The sequence below is a fragment of the Novosphingopyxis sp. YJ-S2-01 genome (assembly GCF_016093175.1).
Lineage (GTDB): Bacteria > Pseudomonadota > Alphaproteobacteria > Sphingomonadales > Sphingomonadaceae > Novosphingopyxis > Novosphingopyxis iocasae.
The window spans coordinates 117320-138333 of the sequence record NZ_JAEDAI010000001.1 but is presented as its reverse complement, the minus strand read 5'-3'; the positions used below and the strand labels follow the sequence as shown (position 1 = coordinate 138333).

The window sequence follows — 21014 nt, the reverse complement described above, 5'->3', positions numbered from 1 at the left end:
AACATCGATTGAATATCCCTCGCAGCCGTGCCGATTTTCAGGCTTTCGGGCGCGACAGTTCGATGAACGACATCAGCGGCCGCCACCATTTTCAAAGTTGCGCAGATACTCGTTCTTGGGGGACATCACGATGTTGGTGTTGCCTTTGCCCTGTTCGAACGTGCGGGCGTAGGATTCCATCGAGCGATAGAAATCGTAGAATTCCGGGTCCTTGCCGAAGCTTTCTGCATAAGTGCGCGCGGCCTGGGCTTCGGCATCGGCGCGGATGATCTGCGCCTGCTTCTCGCCTTCGGCCCGGATCGCGACCGCTTCCTGCTGACGCGCGGTGCGCATCCGCTCATAGGCCGATTGCAGGGGCGTGCCCTCGGGCAGGTCGGCGCGCTTAATCCGCACATCGATTACCTGCGCACCATATTTATTGGCCTCGATATTCAGCGCGTCCTGGATGTTTTCCATCACCTGCCCGCGCTCCGGGCTAAGCAGCGTCGCAAAGGCGCGCTTACCGAGCTCATTACGTAAGGATGAGCCGAGGATGGTGCGCAGCTGCTCGCCCAAGGCGTCCTCGGTGCGGATGGTGGTGTACATGCGCAGTGGATCGGTGATGCGATAACGCGCATAGGCGTCCACCTGCAGGCGCAGCTGATCGGTCGAAAGCACTTCCTGCCGCGCCATTTCCACGCGGCGGATCCGCTTGTCGATGAACTGGATCTGCTCGATGAACGGAATGCGCGCGACCAGATTGCCCGGCGTTTCACCGAATTCCTCGTTCGTGCGATAGGGATTCACGATCCGGTCCGGCTTGCCGTAGGCGGTGATGATCGCCTGCTTGGTTTCCGGTACGATCGAGACCGTCATCACCAAAAGGATGATCGCGGCCAGAACGAACAGGGCGATCGCCAGCGGACTTGTCAGATTGTTGCGGTTCATGGGTTGCTCGCCTCCGCACCAGCCGCGGGCTGTTCGGCGCGTTTCCTGATTTCGGGAAGGGGCAGATAGGGCGTCACCGATCCATCGGTATCGACGATCGTCTTGTCGACGTCGCCCAGCACGCCTTCCATGGTTTCATAATAGATGCGGCGGCGGGTCACCTCGGGCGCGAGCCGATATTCGGCATAAACCTTGTCGAACCGTGCGGTGTCGCCGAGCGCGCGCTCGATCACCCGTTGCGCAAAGGCGCGGCTGTTGTTGATCGCCGATTCGCGTTCCTGCTTGGCCGCGTTCACTTCCTTGAAGGCCTCGTTCACTTCGGCCGGCGGATCGGACTGCAGGATCGAGATCGCCTCGATCGTTATGCCCGCGCCGTAGCTGTCCAGAATCTGCTGCATGCGCTCGCGCACCTGCGCTTCGATCTCACCGCGACCGGGGCCGATAGCGGAGATGAGGTCGAAGTTTGCAACGGCGGCGCGCATGGCGCTTTCGCCCACTTCGGCAACGGTCTGCGCAGGATCTTCCAACTGGAAGAGATAGCGAGCGGGATTGCGGACCGACCAGCGGACCTCATAGGCCATGTCGATGATGTTCTGGTCGCTCGTCAGGATCAGATTTTCCTGGGATGCGCCGGTGGAGCCGATCTGCGTGGTACGGATGGCCTGCGTGTCCACCTTCTGCAGCTTTTCGATCGGGGCGGGCAGGGTGAACTGAACGCCGGGGCCTACCGTGCGATCATATGCGCCGAGGCGGGTGATCACGCCTTCTTCTTCGGCGCCGAGCACATGGATGCTCGAAAAGGCGAGCCAAAGCGCCACCAGCGCCACAACCGCCAGCAGCCAGATCGATTTGTTCGCCGGGCCGCCGGGTACGTTGAACCTGCCGCGATTTTTCAGCAGATCTTCCAGCGAAGGGCCGCGGCCCTTGCGCGGACCGCCGCCGCCAGGTCCCTGCGGCGGGGGGCTCCACGGATTGCGCGGACCGTCGCCGCCGCCATCGCCGCTGCCGTTACCTCCGTCGCTGCCGCCTTTGCGCGGACCGCCCCACGGGCCTTGATCGTTCATATTGCTGCCTGTTCCGGCCCCAACCGAGCCGGACGTGCTGGAAATTTCCCTCATGCCCCATGCTATAGGAAGCGTGCGGCCAGAAAAACAGTGCCAAGCACGAAATTGGTCCCTATGCCACGCGCCCATGGCGACCTCTGAAGCAATTGAGACCGTGCTGCGCGATGCGGCCGCCGAACGGGCGCGGCTCGTGCGGCTGGATGACGACGCGATTACGGTGACCGTCGATGTCGCCGGGCTGAAGGCCTCAGATCATGAAGCAATCGAACAGGCCGTGCGCGGCGCGGTCGAGCCGCTGCGGGGCGAGCGAAAGCTGCGCATCGCGCTGACGGCTGAGCGCTCCAAACCGCGGCTGATCGCGGTCGGCAGCGGCAAGGGCGGCGTCGGCAAATCTACGCTCTCGGCCAATCTGGCGGTGGCCATGGCGCGGCGCGGCCGTTCCACAGGGCTGGTGGATGCCGACATTTACGGCCCCTCCGTGCCGACATTGCTGGGCCGTGAGGGTGTGAAGCCCGAAGCGGAAAATCAGAAACTCCATCCGGTCGATAGCGATTACGGCGTGCCGTTTCTCTCGATGGGACAATTGGTGGATGCAGGGCAGGCGGTGGCCTGGCGCGGGCCGATGGCGGGCAAGGCGCTCACCCAGCTGATCGATGCGCACTGGCAGGCGAAGGAGCTGGTAGTCGATCTCCCGCCCGGTACCGGCGATATCCAGCTGTCGATGGTGCAGAGCCATAAACCCGCCGCCGCGGTGATCGTCTCCACTCCGCAAGATCTCGCTCTCATCGATGCGACCCGCGCGATCACCTTTTTTGACAAAGCGGGCGTGCCGGTAATTGGGCTGGTCGAGAATATGGCGGGCTATGTCTGCCCGCATTGCGGCGAGCTGAGCGATCCCTTCGGTTCGGGCGGAGCGGAAGCCGCGGCAAAGGCGCTGGACTTACCCTTCCTTGGCCGCGTGCCGCTGGACATCGCGATACGGACGGCTAGCGACGCCGGTATTCCACCCGCTGCGGGAGACAGCGTGCAGGGACGTGCGTTCCTGTCCATTGCCGATAAGGTGATCGACTGGATGGAAGGACATGGACATGCCGCTTGAGAGCGCAGACGAAATCAAGAGCCTGCTCGAACGTACGAACCGGATCGCGATGGTGGGCGCATCGCCCAAGGCGGACCGCGCCAGCAACGGCGTGCTCAAGTTCCTGCTAGATCAGGGGTATGAGGTAATACCGGTCAATCCCGGTCACGCCGGGTCAGCAATCCACGGAGCCGAGGTGGTGGCATCGCTTGCCGACATCGAGGGAAAGGTCGATCTGGTCGACATCTTTCGCAACAGCGAGGATGCGGGCAATGCGGTGGATCAGGCGATATCGATCGGCGCCGGCGCGGTCTGGATGCAGCTGGGCGTGATCAATGAGGACGCGGCGGCCCGCGCAGAGGAAGCCGGACTGGACGTCGTGATGGACCGTTGTCCCAAGATCGAGATTCCGCGCCTCGGTGTCCGCAAAGCCTGACCGCACGAAAGAGGGCCTCAGCCGCCGCTCGCTGCTGATCGGCGGGCTCGCTGCGGGCGGGCTCGTCGTCGGCTGGTCGCTATGGCCACGGCAGTATCGGCCGGGGCTCGCCGCGACGGAAGATGAGCGAGTGTTCGATGCCTGGCTCAAGATCGCGCGCGATGGGCAGGTGACGGTTGCGGTTCCGCAGGCCGAGCTGGGGCAGGGCGTCTATACGCAGCTCGCACAGATCGTAGCGGGAGAACTGGGTGCGGACTGGCGCACGGTGGCGGTGCAGCCGGCGGCGATCAATCCGCTGTTTGCGAACGATCTGCTGGCCCGGCAATGGGCGCCTGCGGTGCTGCCGGAAGGCGCAGACCGGGCGGGCGAGGAACCGGTGATCGCCGATGCCATCGACAAGCTGGCGACGCGCAGCACATTCATGGTTACGGCAGGATCGACCTCGATCCGCATGTTCGAGGAGCCGGCGCGTAAGGCCGGTGCCGTGGCGCGCGCGATGCTGTGTCAGGCCGCCGCCGCGCGCTGGGATGTGGCTTGGGAGAGCTGCCAGGCGCAGGACGGATTCGTCGTCTATCAACAGAAGCGCCTGCGGTTCGGAGAGCTGGTGGACGAAGCCGCCGCGCTGGACCCGCCCGATCCGGTGCCCTTGCTGCCCAGTCCGCGCAACATTTTGTCGGGGACGGACCAGCTGCGTCTCGACGTACCGGCCAAGCTGGACGGCAGCGCCACATTCGCGGGCGATGTCCGCCTGCCGGAGATGCTGTACGCCTCGATCCGGCACGGCCCGATCGGTGACAGCCGCCTGAAAGCGCTGCGCAGCGCCGGTGCGAAAGGTATCATCGGGCTGGTCGATGTGGTGACAAATGATCGCTGGGTTGCGGCGGTGGCAACCAACTGGTGGGCGGCGAACAAGGCACTCGATCGGCTGGCGCCCGTGTTCGTGACAAGCGGTAGCCTGCCATCCGACGAATCCATCGAGACCGCGCTTGCCGAGGCGCTGAGAACCGGCAAGGGCTGGCAGATCGACAGTCGCGGTTCCTTGCTGAAATCGCTGGAAAAGAGCGCGGGCACGCGCGTTTTCGAGGCGCAGTATAATGTCGCGCCCGCGCTCCACGCCGGTATCGAGACGCGCTGCGCTACCGCATCGGTTCGCGGCGGCAAGGTGGAAATTTGGGTTGCGACGCAGGCGCCCGCCGCGGCGCGCGAGGTGGTGGCGAGCGCGCTGGGCTTTTCGGCCAGCGACGTGATCCTTTATCCGATGATGGCGGGCGGAGCGTTCGGGCGCGCGCTCGATCCCGCGGTTGCGGTGGAGGCGGCGCTGATCAGCCGTCAGATGGGCAGGCCGGTGCAACTTACATGGTCGCGCGCCGAAGAGTGCCTCCAGGACCATTATCGCGCGCCCGCCAAGGCGCGCATGATCGGCGCGATCGACGACACAGGACAGCTTACAGGTTTCGCCGCCAAAATCGCCGCGCCGGCAACGATGCGCGAACAGCTGCGCCGGATGATACGCGGCGATCTGCCCTATCAGGCATGGCAGCAGGCTGCCGATGAGCGTGATCCCTTGGCCGTTGAAGGGGCCATGCCGCCTTACGCGATCCCGAACATCGCGATCGATCACTATCCTGCAAATGTCGGCATCCCCACCGGGCGCTGGCGCGGCAACGCGGATAGCTACACGGCTTTCTTCGTGGAATCCTTTCTGGATGAGCTGGCGCGCGCCGCGGGGATCGAGCCACTGTCCTTCCGCATGCAGATGCTTACCGGGCAGCCGCGCCTTGCCGCCTGTATCAACGGCGTCGCGGCGATGGCGAACTGGACCGGTGGCGCTGGCGGAGAGGGGCAGGGCATCGCCAGTCACGTAGCGCGGGGCTCCTACATCGCGGTGATCGCCAGCGCCCGCACCGGAGACCGCGGCGTCCGTGTCAGCCGCATCTCGGCGATGGTGGATGCCGGGCGCCTCATCAATCCGGACATCGCGCGCCAGCAGATCGAGGGCGGCATCGTCTGGGGACTTGCGCAGGCGCTGGGCGTTGCAACAGGGTTCGAGGGCGGACTGGCGAATGTGCGGCGGCTGCGCGATGCCAATCTCCCGACGCTTGCCGATATGCCGGAAGTGCAGGTGGAGTTTGTGCGCAGCGACGCGGACCCTGGCGGTATCGGGGAAATTGGCGTGCCGGCGGTGGCCCCTGCGGTCGCCAATGCGCTGTTCTCCGCAGCCGGCGTGCGCATGCGCAATCTGCCGCTGCTTTCTGATGGACTGTAGGCGGCGCTCGGTGCCGCTCACGGCTTTCGCTTTCGCCCCCGATGTGCCAACGGGTGAGCCGTGAAACCTGCCGACCATCCTCAGATCCCGCCGCCGCGTATCGGCGTGCTGCTCGTTAATCTCGGAACGCCCGAGGCTGCGGAGCCGAAGGCGGTGAAGCGTTATCTGGGGGAGTTTCTATCCGATCGCCGCGTTGTCGAAATTCCGCCACTGCTCTGGCAGCCGATCCTGCGCGGAATCATCCTGCAAACCCGCCCGAAGAAATCTTCCGAAGCCTATGAGCAGGTGTGGATGGAGGAAGGCAGCCCGCTGGCGCATTATACCATGCGGCAGGCCGAGGAGCTGACCGCGCGCTTCGGCGCGGATGTCGATGTTCGCTGGGCCATGCGTTACGGCGAGCCTGCGGTGGGCGAGGTTCTGACGCAGATGAAGGCGGACGGGTGCGAACGCATTTTGGTGGCGCCGCTTTATCCGCAATATTGCGCGGCGACCACGGCGACGGTGATGGACGAGTGCTACCGCGCGCTTGCCGCCATGCGTTGGCAACCGGCGCTGCGCAGCCTGCCGCCCTATCATGACGATCCGGCCTATATCGATGCGCTGAAGACCTCGATCGGCGGAGCGCTGGGGGCGCTGGACTTCAGCCCGGACGCGCTGCTGCTCAGCTTCCACGGCATGCCGCAGCGCACGCTGGAATTGGGCGATCCCTATCACTGCCACTGTCGCAAAACCGCGCGGCTTCTGGGCGAGGCGATGGGGCGCGATGTGCGCGTGGCTTTCCAGTCGCGTTTCGGCCGCGCCAAATGGCTGGAGCCCGCCACCGACGCGGTGCTGGAAGCCATGCCGGGCGAGGGGATCAAACGCGTGGCCATCGCCGCGCCGGGCTTCGCTTCGGACTGCCTCGAGACGCTGGAAGAGCTCGCCATTCGCGGGCAGGAGCAGTTCGTCGAAGCGGGCGGGAAGCGTTTTGCGTATCTTCCGTGCCTCAACGACAGCGCACCCGGTATCGCCATGCTGGAGACGCTGCTCCGGCGCGAGCTGATGGGCTGGACGCGCTGAAAAAGCGCTGCTTGTCGGCAACCCCGGCGCGCTTTAAGCCTTTCCCTAGAGGAAGCCGGTCGATTCCACGGGCGGCCCAGGAAGAGGAGCTTGAAGCATATGGCACGTATCGCAGTGGTCACCGGGGGAAGTCGCGGCATAGGCGAGGCGATCAGCTGCGCGCTGAAGGACAAGGGCATGACGGTCGTCGCGATCTATGCGGGCAACGACCAGGCGGCGCAGGAATTTACCGAGCGCACCGGCATCGAAACGCGCAAATGGGACGTGGGCGACCACCAGGCATGCATGGACGGCTGCGCCGAGATCGAGCAGTCCGTCGGCCCGATCGACGTGCTGGTGAACAATGCCGGCATCACCCGCGACGGCACGATGCACAAGATGAGCTTCGAGGACTGGAACGAGGTGATGCGCGTGAACCTCGGCGGCTGCTTCAACATGGCCAAGGCGGTTTACCCCGGCATGCGCGAGCGCAAATGGGGCCGCATCGTCAACATCGGTTCGATCAACGGGCAGGCCGGGCAATATGGCCAGGTGAACTACGCCGCCGCCAAGTCCGGCATCCACGGCTTCACCAAGGCGCTCGCTCAGGAAGGCGCGCGCACCGGCGTCACCGTCAACGCCATCGCGCCGGGCTATATCGATACGGACATGGTCGCCGCGGTGCCCGAAGAGGTGCTGGAGAAGATCGTCGCCAAGATCCCGGTCGGCCGCCTCGGCCAGGCCGACGAGATCGCGCGCGGCGTGTGCTTCTTGACCTCCGAGGATGCGGGCTTCGTGACCGGCTCCACCATGAGCATCAACGGCGGCCAGCACATGTATTGAGCCTTCGCCGGCGGATGGAGGTAGGATGAATCCGGAGCGCTACCATCCGCCGGTCAAACGATCGGTAACGATCGCGGGGCATCCCACCTCGATCAGCCTCGAACCGCTCTTCTGGCAGCTCCTGAAAAAGGCGGCGGAAGAGCGGGACGAACCGTTCAGCGCGCTTATCGCCCGGATCGATGTCGAACGGCTGGAATCGGACACGCCGCCCGGCCTTGCCGGAGCCATCCGGCTATGGCTCGCGGATCGCTGGCTCGGCGGCGATGCCGAGGACGCATCCCCCCAGCCCTGATCAAACCCTCCGGGCCGATCCGGCTCAGCTGGTCACGGGGGAGAGATGCTCATGGCCGTGATGTTCGTGATCGCCCGGATGCTCGTGATCGTCGCCCGGCCGCACGGCAATCAGGTTCAGCTGTGCGAGCCGCACCCCGCGCTGGGTGACGATCTGGTCCACCAGCTTTCGCAGCGCCTCGGTGCGCCCCTTCAGCATTACCGATACCAGACTGTCCTGATGGTCGAGCCGCATCGCCGTGGACGAAACCACCAGATCGTGATGCGCATGCTCCAGTTCGGACAGGCGTTCGGGCAGAGCGCGCACGCGCCGATCATAGACGTAGGACAGATTGCCGACCGAAAAGGCGGCGCTGCTGTCTTCCTGCCGCCAGCGCTCGGTCTGCGCGCGCAGCATGTCGCGCAGCGCCTCGGACCGGCTGCCATAGCCGCGCGCCCGCGCCATGGCATCCATTTCCCCGGCCAGGCCGTCGTCGATCGATATGGTGATCCGCTGCATCGCGCGTGGCTCCCTTGCGGCCCACCTCATGCCACCGGGCAAAAAAAGCGTCAAACCGCTGCATCCGTCTCTTGGCGGCCGCGCGTATGCACAATGAGAAGAAAATGCATAAAGCGGGGGCAGGAATGGCAAAAGCGGCGCGCGCACGGACGATCCTGTTTCTAGCGGCTCCGGTGGCGCTCGGCTGGACGCCGCCGCTGTTTGCCCATGACGATCCTTCGCCGGACGAGCAGCAAACAGCGGGCCCCCGCACACCCGCCGGTGCCGATCCGGCTGCCGAACGCGATCCCATCATCGTGTACGGCCGCGCGATCGAACAGATCGGCATCGCCGTTTCGGGATCGCAGGGCACCGTCGGCTATGCCGATTTCGACAATGTGCCGATCAGCCGGACGGGTGAGCTGGTGGAGAATGTGCCCGGCGTCATCGCCACGCAGCATTCGGGATCAGGCAAGGCGAACCAGTATTTCCTGCGCGGCTTCAACCTCGATCACGGCACGGATTTCGCCGGTTTCGTCGACGGGGTGCCGATCAACATGCGCACGCATGGCCATGGCCAGGGTTATCTCGATTTCAACTTCGTGATTCCCGAAACGCTGGAGCGGATCGATTACCGCAAGGGGCCCTATTTCGCCGATGTCGGCGATTTTTCGGCCGCGGGCACGGTCTCCTTCGTAACGCGCGACACCATAGAGCCCTTCGTTCAGGGCGAGGTGGGCGCCTTCGGCTATGTCCGCGGCGTGGCCGCGGGCAGCACCCCTCTCGGCGGTGGCAACCTCCTCGCCGCCGCCGAGATCCAAGGCTATGACGGGCCCTGGGATCTGCACGAAGACCTTCACCGCATCGCAGGCCTCGTAAAATATAGCGGCGGCGGCAGCGCTGCGGCGGGCGGCACCGAATATTCCGTGCAGCTCAACGGCTATGACAGCCGCTGGACCTCCACCGATCAGGTGCCCGAACGCGCCGTAGAAAGCGGACGGATCGGGCGCTTCGGCTTCATCGATCCGGATCTGGGTGGCAGCACGACGCGCATCGGCGCGGTCGCCAATGCGGCGCTGGGCGAAACCCGGCTGAATGCCTTTGCGACCTATTACAACTTCCAGCTAACCTCCAACTTCACCTATTTCCTCGACGATCCGGTGAACGGGGATGAATTCATCCAGCGTGACCGGCGCATGACCTATGGTGGTGAGGTAAGCCACGGCATCGCGCTCGGCCGATGGGTCAGCGTCACTTTGGGCGGCGATCTGCGCTATGATGCGATCGACCGCGTCGGGCTTTACGAAAGCGTGGGCGGCGTGGCGACGGACACCATCCGTCAGGATCAGGTCGATGAATTCGGCTTCGGTCTTTACGGCGAGGCGGAGGTGCGGCTTGCGCCGGGGCTGCGCGCGATCGGCGGGCTGCGCTACGACCGGATCGGTTACGATGTTTCCGCCGATCTCGCGGTCAATTCGGGCAGCGGCCATGGCGATCTGCTGGCCCCCAAGCTGGCGCTGGCCTGGCAGCCTGCCCGCGGGCTGGAACTATACGCGAATTACGGGCGCGGTTTTCATTCGAACGACGTGCGCGGCGCGGCGATCAGCATCGATCCGGCAAGCGGCGATCCGGCCGATCCGGTTGGCGTGATCGCCCCGGCGGACGGCGTGGAACTGGGCGCGCGCGTGGAACGCAGCGGCCTTACGGCATCGCTTGTCGGCTATTATCTTTCGCTGGCGAGCGAGCTCGTGTTCGTGGGCGATGCCGGCAATACGGAAGCGAACGACGGATCGCGCCGCTACGGCGTGGAGGCCAGCCTGTTCTGGCGGCCGCTACCGAACCTGACCGTCGATGCCGACTATGCCTATACCGATGCGCGCTTCGTCGATGTGCCGGACGGCGAATTCTACATCCCGAACGCGGTGCCCGAGGTGATTTCGGGCGGCGTGACCTGGAGCCCGCTACGCGCGCTCAGCCTGACCGCACGGCTGCGCCATTTCGGCTCCGCTCCGCTGATCGAGGACGATAGCGTGCGCAGCGATCCGACGACGCTCGTCAATCTGGGCGGCTATTACAATCTCGGGCGGCTGCGGCTGGGCGTCGACATCTTCAACATCTTCGATGCCGAAGATGCCGACATTACCTATTTCTACGAATCGCGGCTGCGCGATGAACCGGCCCCGATTGCGGACCGGCATTTCCATCCCGTCGAACCGCGCCAGCTGCGCGCGAGCCTTCGCTACACCTTCTGACGACGGCGGCGCGGCGGCGCTCAGGCCGCTTCGCGCTGTTCCTCCGGCGGGGCGAGGCGCATGAGATAGTCGAACGCGCCGAGCGCAGCCTTGGAGCCTTCGCCCATGGCGATGACGATCTGCTTGAACGGCGTGGTCGTCGCGTCGCCCCCGGCATAGACGCCGGGCACGCTGGTGCCGCCCTTGGCATCGACTTCGATCTCGCCATGCTGGGTCAGCGCCACGGTGCCCTGCAGCCATTCGGTGTTGGGCACGAGGCCGATCTGGACGAAGATGCCGTCCAGCGTCAGCTCATGGCTCTCGCCGCTGTCGCGGTCCTTATAGGTCAGGCCGGTCACCTTTTCGCCATTGCCATTGACCTCGGTCGTCATCGCGGAGGTGATGATGCGCACATTCTTCAGGCTGCGCAGCTTGCGCTGCAGCACCTCATCGGCGCGAAGGCTGCCGTCATATTCGATCAAGGTTACTTCCTTGACGATGCCGGCAAGGTCGATCGCCGCTTCGACGCCGCTATTGCCGCCGCCGATCACCGCGACCGGCTTACCCTTGAACAGCGGGCCGTCGCAATGCGGGCAATAGGCCACGCCCTTGTTACGATACTCTTCCTCGCCCGGCACGCCGAGCTGGCGCCAGCGCGCGCCGGTGGACAAGATGATCGCGCGGGCCTTCAGCGAAGCGCCGTTCTTCAGGCGCAGTTCGTGATAGCCGCCTTCCTCTGCCGCCGGGATCAGCTCCTCGGCGCGCTGCAGGTTCATCAGGTCCACCTCATTATGGCGGACATGCTCTTCCAGTTCGGCACCCAGCTTGGGGCCTTCGGTATATTTGATCGAGGTGAAGTTCTCGATGCCCATGGTGTCGAGCACCTGACCGCCGAAACGCTCGGCAACGATGCCGGTGCGGATGCCCTTGCGCGCTGCGTACACACCGGCCGCCGCGCCCGCGGGGCCGCCGCCGACGATCAGCACTTCATAGGGCTCCTTCGCGGACAGCTTCTCGGCAGCTTTGGCCTCCGATCCGGTGTCGAGCTTCGCCAGAATCTGCTCCAGCTCCATGCGGCCCTGACCGAAGGGTTCGCCGTTCAGATAAACGGACGGCACGGCCATGACCTTGCGGTCCTCCACCTCCTGCTTGAAGCTGCCGCCGTCGATCGCCGTATGGCGGATGCGCGGGTTGACCACGCTCATCAGGTTCAGCGCCTGCACCACGTCGGGGCAATTCTGGCAGCTGAGCGAGAAATAGGTTTCGAAATGATAGTCGCCGTCGAGCGCGCGGACCTGATCGAGTACGTCCTCGGGCGTCTTGGGCTTGTGCCCGCCGACATGGAGGAGCGCGAGCACCAGCGAGGTGAACTCATGGCCCATCGGCAGGCCGGCGAAGCGCACCGCGATGTCGGTGCCGGTGCGGCGGATCGCGAAGCTCGGGCTGCGCTCGTTCGCTTCCTCGGCGGCAACGCTGACCTTGTCGGACAGCGCGGCGATCTCGGACAGAAGCTCGGCCATCTCGCGCGATTTCGCGCTATCGTCCGAGGACGGCACGAGCTCGATCGGCTCGCGCACATTTTCGAGATAGGTTTTCAGCTGGTTCTGGAGAGCGGCATCGAGCATCGCTTGGGTTCCGGATCAAATTTGGGAGAGGGGGGGCGGAGCGGGGCCGGTGATCCGGTCTCTCGCTCCTTTGAGTGGGCCCGCCGCCGTGACGGCAGCAGGCCCTGATTATCAGCGCGAAGGCTTACAGCTTGCCGACGAGGTCGAGCGAGGGAGCGAGCGTGCTTTCGCCCTCTTCCCACTTGGCGGGGCAAACTTCGCCCGGATGCTCGCGGATATACTGCGCGGCCTTCACCTTGCGCAGCAGCTCTGCCGCGTTCCGGCCGACGCCTTCGCAGGTCATTTCCATCACCTGCACCACGCCGTCGGGATCGACGACGAAGGTGGCGCGGTCGGCAAGGCCCTGGGACTCGCGCAGGCATTCGAAGTTGCGCGCGATTTCGTGGTTCTGGTCGCCCAGCATGTAGAAGTCGATCTTGCCGATCTTCTCGGAACTGTCATGCCATGCCTTGTGGCTGAAATGCGTGTCGGTGGAGACGCTGTACACCTCGACGCCCATCTTCTGGAGCGTGGGGTAGATGTCGGCCAAGTCTTCCAGCTCGGTCGGGCACACGAAGGTGAAATCGGCCGGGTAGAAGAAGAAGACCGCCCATTTGCCCTTCGTGTCCTCGTCGGTGACGGTGACGAATTCGCCCTGCTTATAGGCCTGGGTGCTGAACGGTTTGATCGGTTTATCGATGACGGACATGGATATTTCCTCTGTCGGTTGGGGTGGGAGAAACGCTGTGTGCAATGCAGCATATGACCCCGCCCGACAGATTTATAAAGGCGTTTTGTCCAGATTTAATGATTGAGTTTGTCGATCAGCCCGTCCGATAAATATTCCGGAACCATGGCCGCGCGGACGCTTTGATCAGTCTCCGCCCACGCGCTCGATATCCGCCCCCACCGCCTCCAGCTTTTCCTCCAGCCGTTCATAGCCGCGATCGAGATGGTAGACGCGATTGAGCTGCGTCTCGCCTTCCGCGGCGAGGCCGGCGATCACGAGGCTCATCGAGGCGCGCAGATCGGTGGCCATCACCGGGGCGCCGGTCAGCCGTTCGACGCCGCGCACCACGGCGGTGTGCCCATCGACATCGATATTCGCGCCCATGCGGGTGAGCTCGGGCACGTGCATGTAGCGGTTTTCGAAGATCGTCTCGGTCAGCACGCTGTTGCCATCCGCCTTGCATAGGAGCGCCATCAGCTGCGCCTGCATGTCGGTGGCAAGGCCGGGATAGGGCGCGGTGGTGAGGCGCACGGGCTTCAGCGCGCCATTCGCGGCCACCTTCACGCCGCCTTTATAGGCGTCGACATGAAGGCCCATTTCGCGCAGCGCGTCGAGCGTGGTTTCCATCTCGTCCGCGCGCGCGCCGACCAGATCGACCTCACCGCCGGTGATCGCCGCGGCGCAGGCATAGCTGCCCGCCTCGATCCGGTCCGGCATCACTTCATACGTCGCGCCGTGGAGGCGCTTGACGCCGTGGATGGTAAGATCGGACGTGCCGATGCCCTCGATATCCGCGCCCATCGCGACGAGCAGTTTGCACAGATCCACGATCTCCGGCTCGCGTGCGGCATTGCGCAGGATCGTGGTGCCGCTGCCGAGCGATGCCGCCATCAGCGCATTCTCGGTCGCGCCGACGGAGACCACCGGGAAACTGAACGTGCCGCCCGGCAGGCCGCCGTCCGGCGCGCTCGCCCGGACATAGCCCGAGGCGATTTCGATCTCGGCACCCATCGCTTCGAGCGCCTTCAGGTGCAGGTCGATCGGCCGGTTGCCGATGGCGCAGCCGCCCGGCAGCGAGACGGTCGCCTCGCCCGAGCGCGCGAGCAGCGGGCCCAGGACCAGGATGGAGGCGCGCATCTTGCGCACGATGTCATAGGGCGCGACGGTAGAAGTGATCCGCGTGGCCTGCAGCGTCATCACCCGCCCGAAGTCCTCGGGCCGCGAACCGGCGATGGCGGTGGAAACGCCGAACTGGTTCATCAGATGCTGGAAGCTGTCGATATCCGCCAGCCGCGGCAAATTGCGCAGCGTCAGCGGCTCATCGGTCAGGAGCGCGCAGGGGATCAGCGTCAGCGCGCTGTTCTTGGCACCGGAGATGGGAATGCGGCCCGAAAGGCGGTTGCCGCCACGAATAAGAATTCTGTCCATCGAACGGGAATAGCGATTGCACGCGCCGAAACAAGGTGGGGGAACGCCTTCTCCCTTCCGCCAAAGGTTGAGACACGTCCGAAGCCCTGAGCTTGTCGAAGGACGTCTATCGGTCAGGGCCGTGGAGCGTCGGCGAAAAACGTCCTCCGACAGGCTCAGGACTTACGGGTTTTCAGTCCGGCGTTTCTACCGGGTTTTTAGTCGGGCGTGTTCACCGGGCTTTCAGTCGGGCATCCTCGCCTGACCCAGCGAGCTTTCACAATTGAACGCGACGGTTACGCCTTCTCCAGCGTGCACTGCAGCGGGTGCTGGTTCTGCCGGGCGAAGTCCATCACCTGGTTCACCTTGGTTTCCGCCACCTCATAACTGAAGATGCCGCACACGCCCACGCCGCGCTGGTGAACGTGAAGCATCACGCGCGTTGCCTCATCCGTGTCCATGGTGAAGAAGCGCTTCAGGCAGTGCACGACGAATTCCATCGGCGTGTAGTCGTCGTTCAGCATCAGCACCTTGTACTGGCTCGGCTGTTTGGTCTTGGGCCGCGTGCGCGTGGCGAGGCCGACCGAAGGGCCGCCGGGATCCTGCTCGTCATCCTTGGCCATATGGATCGGCGCCATGGAGATCGAAAAAGGGCGGATCGGGGAGGAAGCGTGCTGATTCATGATGCGACAAAATATGGCATCCCGGGGCGCGGGGGCAAGCCCCGAGGTTGGTGAACGATGCTTCCGGCGGCTTGGAAGCCGCAGACGGCCTCTTGGGCTGAGGGCGCTCTGCGAACGAGAACCGTGCTTCGACAGGCTCAGCACTTACGGAGTGGGGGGCGGCGGATCAGGGGACGCGGACCAGAGAGCGGCGGATCAGGGTATGGCGGCTTCCCGATGGCCGTTACCATGGAAAAGGCCGCCCCCGTTTCCGGGAGCGGCCCTTGTAAGATCGGTTGCTGTCCGATCGGTTGCCCGATCGGAAGCCGTCAAAGCCTTAGGCTTCGATCTTCATCTTCTCGCCGGCTTCGGCCATACGGCTCGAGATCGGCTGGAACATGTCGCCCCACAGCTTCACCATCTTCTCGGTGTTCTTGGAGCTCTGCTCGACCATCACGTCGAAGTTCTTGCGGGCATATTCGCCCTGCAGCTGGAACAGCTCGGTCGGCGACTTGACGGAGGTGAAGTCCTTCATCGCGCTCGAAGCGTCTTCGAAGTTCTTCTTGGCGAACTCCATATTGTCGCGGCCGATTTCCTGCATGCCTTCGGCGCCGATCTTGCCGGCCTGGACGAACGCTTCCATGTTGCCGCGGCCGAATTCGCCGGCCTGGCTCATCATCTGCGTGGTCTTTTCCGAAGCGGCCTTGGCGCGCTCGGACATGTTGTTGACCATGTCGGTGGTCTTGTCGGTCATCTTTTCGGTGGTGTTGGCCATGGTGTTCGATCCTTCTTGAATGGTCTTGGCGGCAGCGTCTTGCGTGGCCGCCTGAGTTTTTTTCACTTCGGTAACGGCCGTCTCGCCAGCCTTTGCGGCGGTCTGGACGGGCTTCTCGGCTTCCGCTGCCTTGGCGGGAGCCGCTTTGGTTGCAGGCTCCGCGGCCTTGGGCGCCGGCTTGGCCGGGCTGGTGGGTGCGCTAGCCTTCCCCTTCGCGGGAGCTTTCGATTTCGGCGCTGTCTTACGATCAGTCATCGTCAATCCGTTCCTTCTTTGCTGCAATGCACAATAGCCCTTCAGGCGACAATTGTCAAGGGATATTGTGCACTGCACAAAGATCGAAACGCCGCAGTTTGAGGGCGTTTCGACGGATCGATACCAAAATTATGCTGCAGCGGCGTTACCGGCTTTTCACATAGCGGCCGGGCGCGTCCTCGATGGCTTTCAGCTTGCCTTTGCCGGGTTTGCGGCCGCCCTTCGCGGGCACTTCCTCGGGCGCCTGGTCGCGCAGCCATTTGATCCAGTCCGGCCACCAGCTGCCCTTGGTCTCGCTGGCTCCGGCGATGAACTCTTCGAGCGTTTCCACGCCAGCGTCCTCGTTCGTCCAATGCTGGTATTTTTCGGCGGCGGGCGGATTGACGACGCCCGCGATATGGCCGGAGCCCGCCAGCACGAAGCGCTTCTCGCCCGATAGATGGTCCATCAGCTTCCACACGCTGGCGAGCGGGGCGATATGATCTTCCTTGCCGGCCTGGATATAGGCCGGGGTTTCGATCTTGCCGAGATCGATCGGCGTGCCGTCGATCCGGATCGCACCGGGCGACACCAGCTTGTTCCCGCGATAGAGATCGTCGAGATAGGAACGGTGCCATTTGCGCGGCAGATTAGTGGTGTCCCCGTTCCAGTGGAGCAGATCGAACGCCGGATAATCCTCGCCCAGCAGATAGTTGGTGACGACATAGTTCCAGATCAGGTCGCGCCCGCGCAGCATGTTGAACGTGGCGGCCATATAGCGCCCGTCGAGATAGCCCGGCTCGCTCAATTGCTCGACCAGCTGCATATGCTCGTCACCGGTGAAGAGCAGCAGGTCGCCTGCTTCTTCGAAATCCACCTGGGCGGTAAAGAAGGTGGCGCTGGCAACCTTGTCGGCCTCATCCCGCTCGGCCAGGAGGGCCAGGGTGGCGGCAAGCGTGGTGCCCGCGACGCAATAGCCGATGGTATGGACCTGCTCGACGCCCAACGCATCGCGAATGGTGTCGATAGCATCGATCTGGGCGGCGACATAATCGTCCCATTCCACATCCGCCATGGAGGCGTCGGCGGATTTCCAGCTGACCATGAACAGGCTCACGCCCTGATCGACCACCCATTTCACGAAGCTCTTCTTTTCGTTGAGATCGAGGATGTAGAAGCGGTTGATCCAGGGCGGAAACACCACCAGCGGCGTTTTGAGCACCTTGTCGGTGGTCGGCGTGTAATGAATCAGCTGATAAAGCGGTGTTTCGTGCACCACCTTGCCGGGCGTCGTCGCGATATTCTCGCCCAGTTCGAAAGCGTTCGGATCGGTATGGGTCAGCTGGCCCTTACGCAAATCGCTCAGCATATGCTCCAGACCCTTGAGCAGGCTTTCGCCGCGCGTTTCATAGGCGCGTTCGAGCACCTGCGGATTGGTCATCGCGAAATTGGTGGGCGAGACGGCATCGAGCGCGTTGGAAAGATTGAAGCGCAACTTGGCTTTCATGTCCGGATCGAGCCCGTCGATATCATCCGCCCAGGCCAGCATGCGTTCGACGGTGAACTGATAGGCCTGCGCGATCGCGGCGAAAACCGGATGGTTATCCCACCCTTCATGGCGGAACCGCTTGTCGCGCGTTTCGACGGGCTGGTTCCAGCCGTCCAGGCCGGACGTCATCAGCTTGCCCCAATATTCGAAGCTGGAGGTGATCATTTCGGATTGCCGGCGCATCACGTCCATCGGGTCCTGCGCGCTCAGGCGATAGCGGGCCGGGGCGTCCGCGCCCTCCATCCAGCGGCGCATCATCGTTTCCGATTGTTCGGCCAGCCGCCCGTCGGCAATCTGCTCGGCGGCGAATTCTCCCAATAGCTGCTGCGCGCGCAGCGTCACGAACCCCCATTGCTGCATCTGTTCCAGAAGGTTCTGCGTGCCTTCCATCAGATCCTGTCCGGCCTGCTCCAGACCCGGGCCAACTGCATCCTCGCCGCTTTTGTCCGCCATCGTCATCCTCCTCCTGTGCGCCTGCTTTGTTACAAGCTTTCGTGCCGTCATAACATGAAGTTCCACATGACGCGCGCGGTTCCGCCCGATATGACGGCCTGGCTATGAACGACGATTTTTACCGCATCCGCCGCCTGCCGCCCTATGTGTTCGCGGAGGTGAACGCGATGAAGGCCGCCGCGCGCGCCCGCGGCGAGGATATTATCGACCTCGGCATGGGCAATCCCGACGGCGCGCCCGCCCCGCATATTATCGAGAAGCTGTGTGAGGTCGCACGCGATCCCGGCGCCCATGGCTACAGCGCGTCCAAGGGCATCAAGGGGCTGCGCAAGGCGCAGGCGGCTTATTATCAGCGCCGCTTCGGCGTCGATCTCGATCCGGAGACCGAGGTGGTGGTCACCTTGGGCTCGAAGGAAGGGCTCGCCAATCTGGCGCAGGCGATCACCGCGCCGGGAGATGTCGTGCTGGCGCCCAATCCCAGCTATCCGATCCACACCTTCGGCTTTATCATCACCGGCGCCGCAATTCGATCGATCCCTGCCGCGCCGGGGCCGGATTTCTTCAAGCGCCTGGAATATTCCATGGCCTATTCGGTGCCCAAGCCCAAGGTGCTGGTGATCGGCTATCCGTCCAATCCCACCGCATACACCGCGGACCTCGCTTTCTACCGCGAGGTCGTAGCCTTTGCGAAAGAGCATGGGCTCTGGGTGATCTCGGACCTTGCCTATGCCGAAATTTATTATGGCGATGAGCCGACGCCATCGATCCTGCAGGTTCCGGGCGGCAAGGATGTGGCGGTGGAGTTCACCAGCATGTCCAAAACCTATTCGATGGCCGGTTGGCGGATCGGGTTCGCGGTGGGAAATCCCACGCTGATCGGGGCGCTTGCGCGGGTGAAGAGCTATCTCGATTACGGGGCGTTCACCCCGATCCAGGCCGCCGCGGTGGCCGCGCTCAACGGGCCGCAGGACGTGGTCGAGCAGAACCGCCAGCTCTACAAGGCGCGGCGCGACGTGATGGTGGAAAGCTTCGGCCGCGCGGGCTGGGACATCCCGCCGCCCGATGCCAGCATGTTCGCCTGGGCCCCGATTCCGCCCGCGCTGGCGCATCTCGGCTCGGTCGAATTTTCCAAGCGATTGCTTAGCGAGGCCAAGGTCGCCGTTGCGCCGGGCGCGGGCTTTGGTTCGGAAGGAGAGGGCTATGTGCGGCTCGCGCTCGTCGAGAACGAACAGCGCATCCGCCAGGCCGCGCGCGGCGTGAAAAAGTTGATGACCGCGCACGGCGTCAATGTGCCGAGCGGCCAGAAAGACTAAAAGTACAGGAGAGGAACGCCGCCATGAACGATCGCGTCAGCATCACCATTCAGGATCACGTCGCCGATGTGCGGCTGAACCGGCCCGACAAGATGAACGCGCTCGACCCCGCGATGTTCGAAGGCATCGTGGCGGCGGGCGAACGGCTCCGTGACGAGAAAGGCGTACGCGCCGTGGTGCTGTCGGGCGAGGGGCGGGCGTTCTGCGCGGGCCTCGACATGGCCAGCATGGCGAGCGGCGGCACCGGCGCGCCGCTGATCGAGCGCACGCACGGCATCTCGAACCTCTATCAGAAGGTGGCGATGGTCTGGCGCGAATTGCCGATGCCGGTGATCGCGGCGGTGCACGGCATCTGCTTCGGCGGCGGGCTGCAGATTGCGAGCGGGGCTGACATGCGCATCGTCTCGCCCGAAACGCGGCTCTCGATCATGGAGATGAAATGGGGGCTGGTGCCGGACATGGGCGGCTATGCCCTGTGGCGGCGCAATGTGCGCGAAGATGTGCTGCGGCGGCTCACCTACACCAACGCCGAATTCAACGGGCGCGAGGCGGTGGAATGGGGCTTCGCGACCGAGGTGCAGGACGCGCCGCTGGAACGCGCGAAAGCCATCGCCGCGACCATCGCGGACAGGAACCCTCAGGCGATGCGCGAGGCGAAGGCGCTGTTCAACGGTTCGGTCGATCTGGATGAAGCCGAAATCCTGCAAGCCGAAAGCGACGCGCAGGCCCGCGTGATCCGCCAGCCCAACCAGATCGAGGCGGTGATGAGCCAGATGGAAAAGCGCGCCGCGAACTGGAAGGATTAAACGCCATGACCGCGCAAGGACGATTCGACGTCGATCTGAAACCCGCCGCCGATGCCGGCGATTCGGTTTCGCGAATGACCATTGCCAAGACGTTCGAGGGCGATCTGACCGGCACCAGCCGCGGCGCAATGCTGGCGGTGCGGACCAATACCGAAGGCTCCGCCGGCTATGTCGCGATCGAGCGGTTCGAAGGCTCGCTGAACGGCAAGAGCGGCGGGTTCGCGCTCCAGCATCACGGCATCATGGATCGCGGCGCGCCGTCGCTGAGTGTGCAGGTGATCCCGGATTCCGGATCGGGCGAGCTGGAGGGGATTGCCGGGACCATGACGATCGACCAGTCTTCCGGCGATCATCGCTACAGCTTCGAATACCAGCTCCCCTGATCGCCCTTTAGCTGTCCGCCCAACCCTTCACGCGCGCGCGCTCCAGCACGCCGCGCATGGCATCGTCCATGGGCATCGAGCCGTTCTTGTCGGTCAGCACGAGGGTGGTGACGCTGGTCGCGACGCAGCCGGATTTCTGGAACGCGGCGCTCAGGATCTGCCAGCTCGAATTGCCGATCTGGCCGATGCCGCTGGCGATCTCCATCGCCTCCGGGAAAAATCCTTCGGCCACATAATCGATCTCGACCCGCGCGATCAGCCAGCGCGTGCCGCGGGGGTGCTCCAGGCCCAGCGAATGGTTGAACCGCACGCGGCCATTCTCGAACAATGCGGCATAAGCGACATTGTTGATATGGCCTAAAGGATCGAGATCCTGAAACCGGGTTTCGGTGTGCGTGGTGAAGGGATAGGCCGCGACGTCGCGGGGTGGTTTTTGCATTCAATTA

The 21014-nt window shown here is 64.1% G+C and carries 20 protein-coding genes; 10 read left to right on the top strand and 10 right to left on the bottom strand.

What is annotated here, in order from left to right; translation table 11 throughout:
- Positions 1–72: 72 nt before the first annotated feature.
- Together hflC and hflK are read right to left on the bottom strand one after the other, a co-directional pair.
- On the bottom strand, positions 73–927 hold the full coding sequence (hflC, locus tag I6A82_RS00570) for a protease modulator HflC (RefSeq protein WP_198093297.1): 855 nt from the start codon (positions 925–927) through the stop codon (positions 73–75).
- A complete protein-coding gene (gene hflK, locus I6A82_RS00565; protein ID WP_198093296.1) occupies positions 924–1991 on the bottom strand; it encodes a protease modulator HflK in 1068 nt (355 codons plus the stop codon). The genes hflC and hflK overlap by 4 nt, the downstream gene beginning before the upstream one ends.
- 127 nt (positions 1992–2118) lie before the next feature.
- Here hflK and I6A82_RS00560 point away from each other — a divergent pair, with 127 nt between their 5' ends.
- From I6A82_RS00560 to I6A82_RS00535, 6 genes are all read left to right on the top strand, one after another.
- A complete protein-coding gene (locus tag I6A82_RS00560) occupies positions 2119–3090 on the top strand; it encodes an Mrp/NBP35 family ATP-binding protein (protein ID WP_198093295.1) in 972 nt (323 codons plus the stop codon).
- The gene (locus I6A82_RS00555; RefSeq protein ID WP_198093294.1) at positions 3080–3505 is read left to right on the top strand and encodes a CoA-binding protein; all 426 of its coding nucleotides are present in this window, start codon (positions 3080–3082) and stop codon (positions 3503–3505) included. Before I6A82_RS00560 ends, I6A82_RS00555 begins: the two co-directional genes overlap by 11 nt.
- On the top strand, positions 3489–5771 hold the full coding sequence (locus I6A82_RS00550) for a xanthine dehydrogenase family protein molybdopterin-binding subunit (protein ID WP_198093293.1): 2283 nt from the start codon (positions 3489–3491) through the stop codon (positions 5769–5771). Before I6A82_RS00555 ends, I6A82_RS00550 begins: the two co-directional genes overlap by 17 nt.
- A gap of 60 nt (positions 5772–5831) precedes the next feature.
- Positions 5832–6830 (top strand): ferrochelatase, encoded by a 999-nt coding sequence (gene hemH / locus I6A82_RS00545; RefSeq protein ID WP_198093292.1) that lies wholly within the window; start codon positions 5832–5834, stop codon positions 6828–6830.
- Between the two features lie 99 nt (positions 6831–6929).
- Positions 6930–7652, top strand: coding sequence for an acetoacetyl-CoA reductase (gene phbB / locus I6A82_RS00540; protein ID WP_187334542.1), 723 nt, complete (start codon positions 6930–6932; stop codon positions 7650–7652).
- Positions 7653–7677: 25 nt separating this feature from the next.
- Positions 7678–7944, top strand: coding sequence for a ribbon-helix-helix domain-containing protein (locus I6A82_RS00535; protein WP_198093291.1), 267 nt, complete (start codon positions 7678–7680; stop codon positions 7942–7944).
- 24 nt (positions 7945–7968) lie between these two features.
- On the opposite strand, the gene nikR is transcribed toward I6A82_RS00535, so the two are convergent.
- The gene (nikR, locus tag I6A82_RS00530; protein ID WP_198093290.1) at positions 7969–8442 is read right to left on the bottom strand and encodes a nickel-responsive transcriptional regulator NikR; all 474 of its coding nucleotides are present in this window, start codon (positions 8440–8442) and stop codon (positions 7969–7971) included.
- A gap of 125 nt (positions 8443–8567) precedes the next feature.
- On the opposite strand from nikR, the gene I6A82_RS00525 reads away from it, so the two are divergent.
- The gene (locus tag I6A82_RS00525; protein ID WP_232343184.1) at positions 8568–10673 is read left to right on the top strand and encodes a TonB-dependent receptor; all 2106 of its coding nucleotides are present in this window, start codon (positions 8568–8570) and stop codon (positions 10671–10673) included.
- A 20-nt stretch (positions 10674–10693) separates the two neighbouring features.
- Here the strand turns inward: I6A82_RS00525 and ahpF are convergent, their stop codons facing one another.
- The 6 genes from ahpF to I6A82_RS00495 all read right to left on the bottom strand — a co-directional run bounded on the left by ahpF (position 10694) and on the right by I6A82_RS00495 (position 18066).
- Positions 10694–12277: an alkyl hydroperoxide reductase subunit F gene (gene ahpF, locus I6A82_RS00520; RefSeq protein ID WP_198093289.1), complete on the bottom strand. Its 1584-nt coding sequence runs from the start codon at positions 12275–12277 to the stop codon at positions 10694–10696.
- Positions 12278–12401: 124 nt separating this feature from the next.
- A complete protein-coding gene (gene ahpC / locus I6A82_RS00515; protein WP_198093288.1) occupies positions 12402–12965 on the bottom strand; it encodes an alkyl hydroperoxide reductase subunit C in 564 nt (187 codons plus the stop codon).
- Positions 12966–13130: 165 nt separating this feature from the next.
- A complete protein-coding gene (gene murA / locus I6A82_RS00510; protein ID WP_198093287.1) occupies positions 13131–14414 on the bottom strand; it encodes a UDP-N-acetylglucosamine 1-carboxyvinyltransferase in 1284 nt (427 codons plus the stop codon).
- A 275-nt stretch (positions 14415–14689) separates the two neighbouring features.
- Positions 14690–15031 carry an ATP-dependent Clp protease adapter ClpS gene (clpS, locus tag I6A82_RS00505; RefSeq protein WP_232343182.1) on the bottom strand — a complete coding sequence of 114 codons (342 nt, stop codon included), beginning with the start codon at positions 15029–15031 and terminating at the stop codon, positions 14690–14692.
- A 361-nt stretch (positions 15032–15392) separates the two neighbouring features.
- Positions 15393–16085 (bottom strand): phasin family protein, encoded by a 693-nt coding sequence (locus I6A82_RS00500; protein ID WP_198093285.1) that lies wholly within the window; start codon positions 16083–16085, stop codon positions 15393–15395.
- A gap of 145 nt (positions 16086–16230) precedes the next feature.
- The gene (locus tag I6A82_RS00495) at positions 16231–18066 is read right to left on the bottom strand and encodes a PHA/PHB synthase family protein (RefSeq protein WP_198093284.1); all 1836 of its coding nucleotides are present in this window, start codon (positions 18064–18066) and stop codon (positions 16231–16233) included.
- A 104-nt stretch (positions 18067–18170) separates the two neighbouring features.
- Here I6A82_RS00495 and I6A82_RS00490 point away from each other — a divergent pair, with 104 nt between their 5' ends.
- Genes I6A82_RS00490 through I6A82_RS00480 form a run of 3 tightly spaced genes read left to right on the top strand, consistent with a single transcriptional unit; the run spans position 18171 to position 20568 of the window.
- Positions 18171–19379: an LL-diaminopimelate aminotransferase gene (locus tag I6A82_RS00490; protein WP_198093283.1), complete on the top strand. Its 1209-nt coding sequence runs from the start codon at positions 18171–18173 to the stop codon at positions 19377–19379.
- A gap of 23 nt (positions 19380–19402) precedes the next feature.
- The gene (locus I6A82_RS00485; protein ID WP_198093282.1) at positions 19403–20185 is read left to right on the top strand and encodes a crotonase/enoyl-CoA hydratase family protein; all 783 of its coding nucleotides are present in this window, start codon (positions 19403–19405) and stop codon (positions 20183–20185) included.
- A 5-nt stretch (positions 20186–20190) separates the two neighbouring features.
- Complete coding sequence (locus tag I6A82_RS00480; protein ID WP_198093281.1) at positions 20191–20568, top strand: DUF3224 domain-containing protein; 378 nt, start codon at positions 20191–20193, stop codon at positions 20566–20568.
- 7 nt (positions 20569–20575) lie between these two features.
- Here I6A82_RS00480 and I6A82_RS00475 read toward each other — a convergent pair whose 3' ends face one another.
- Entirely contained in the window at positions 20576–21007 is a 432-nt protein-coding gene (locus tag I6A82_RS00475; protein ID WP_198093280.1) for an acyl-CoA thioesterase, read from the bottom strand.
- Positions 21008–21014 lie beyond the last annotated feature (7 nt).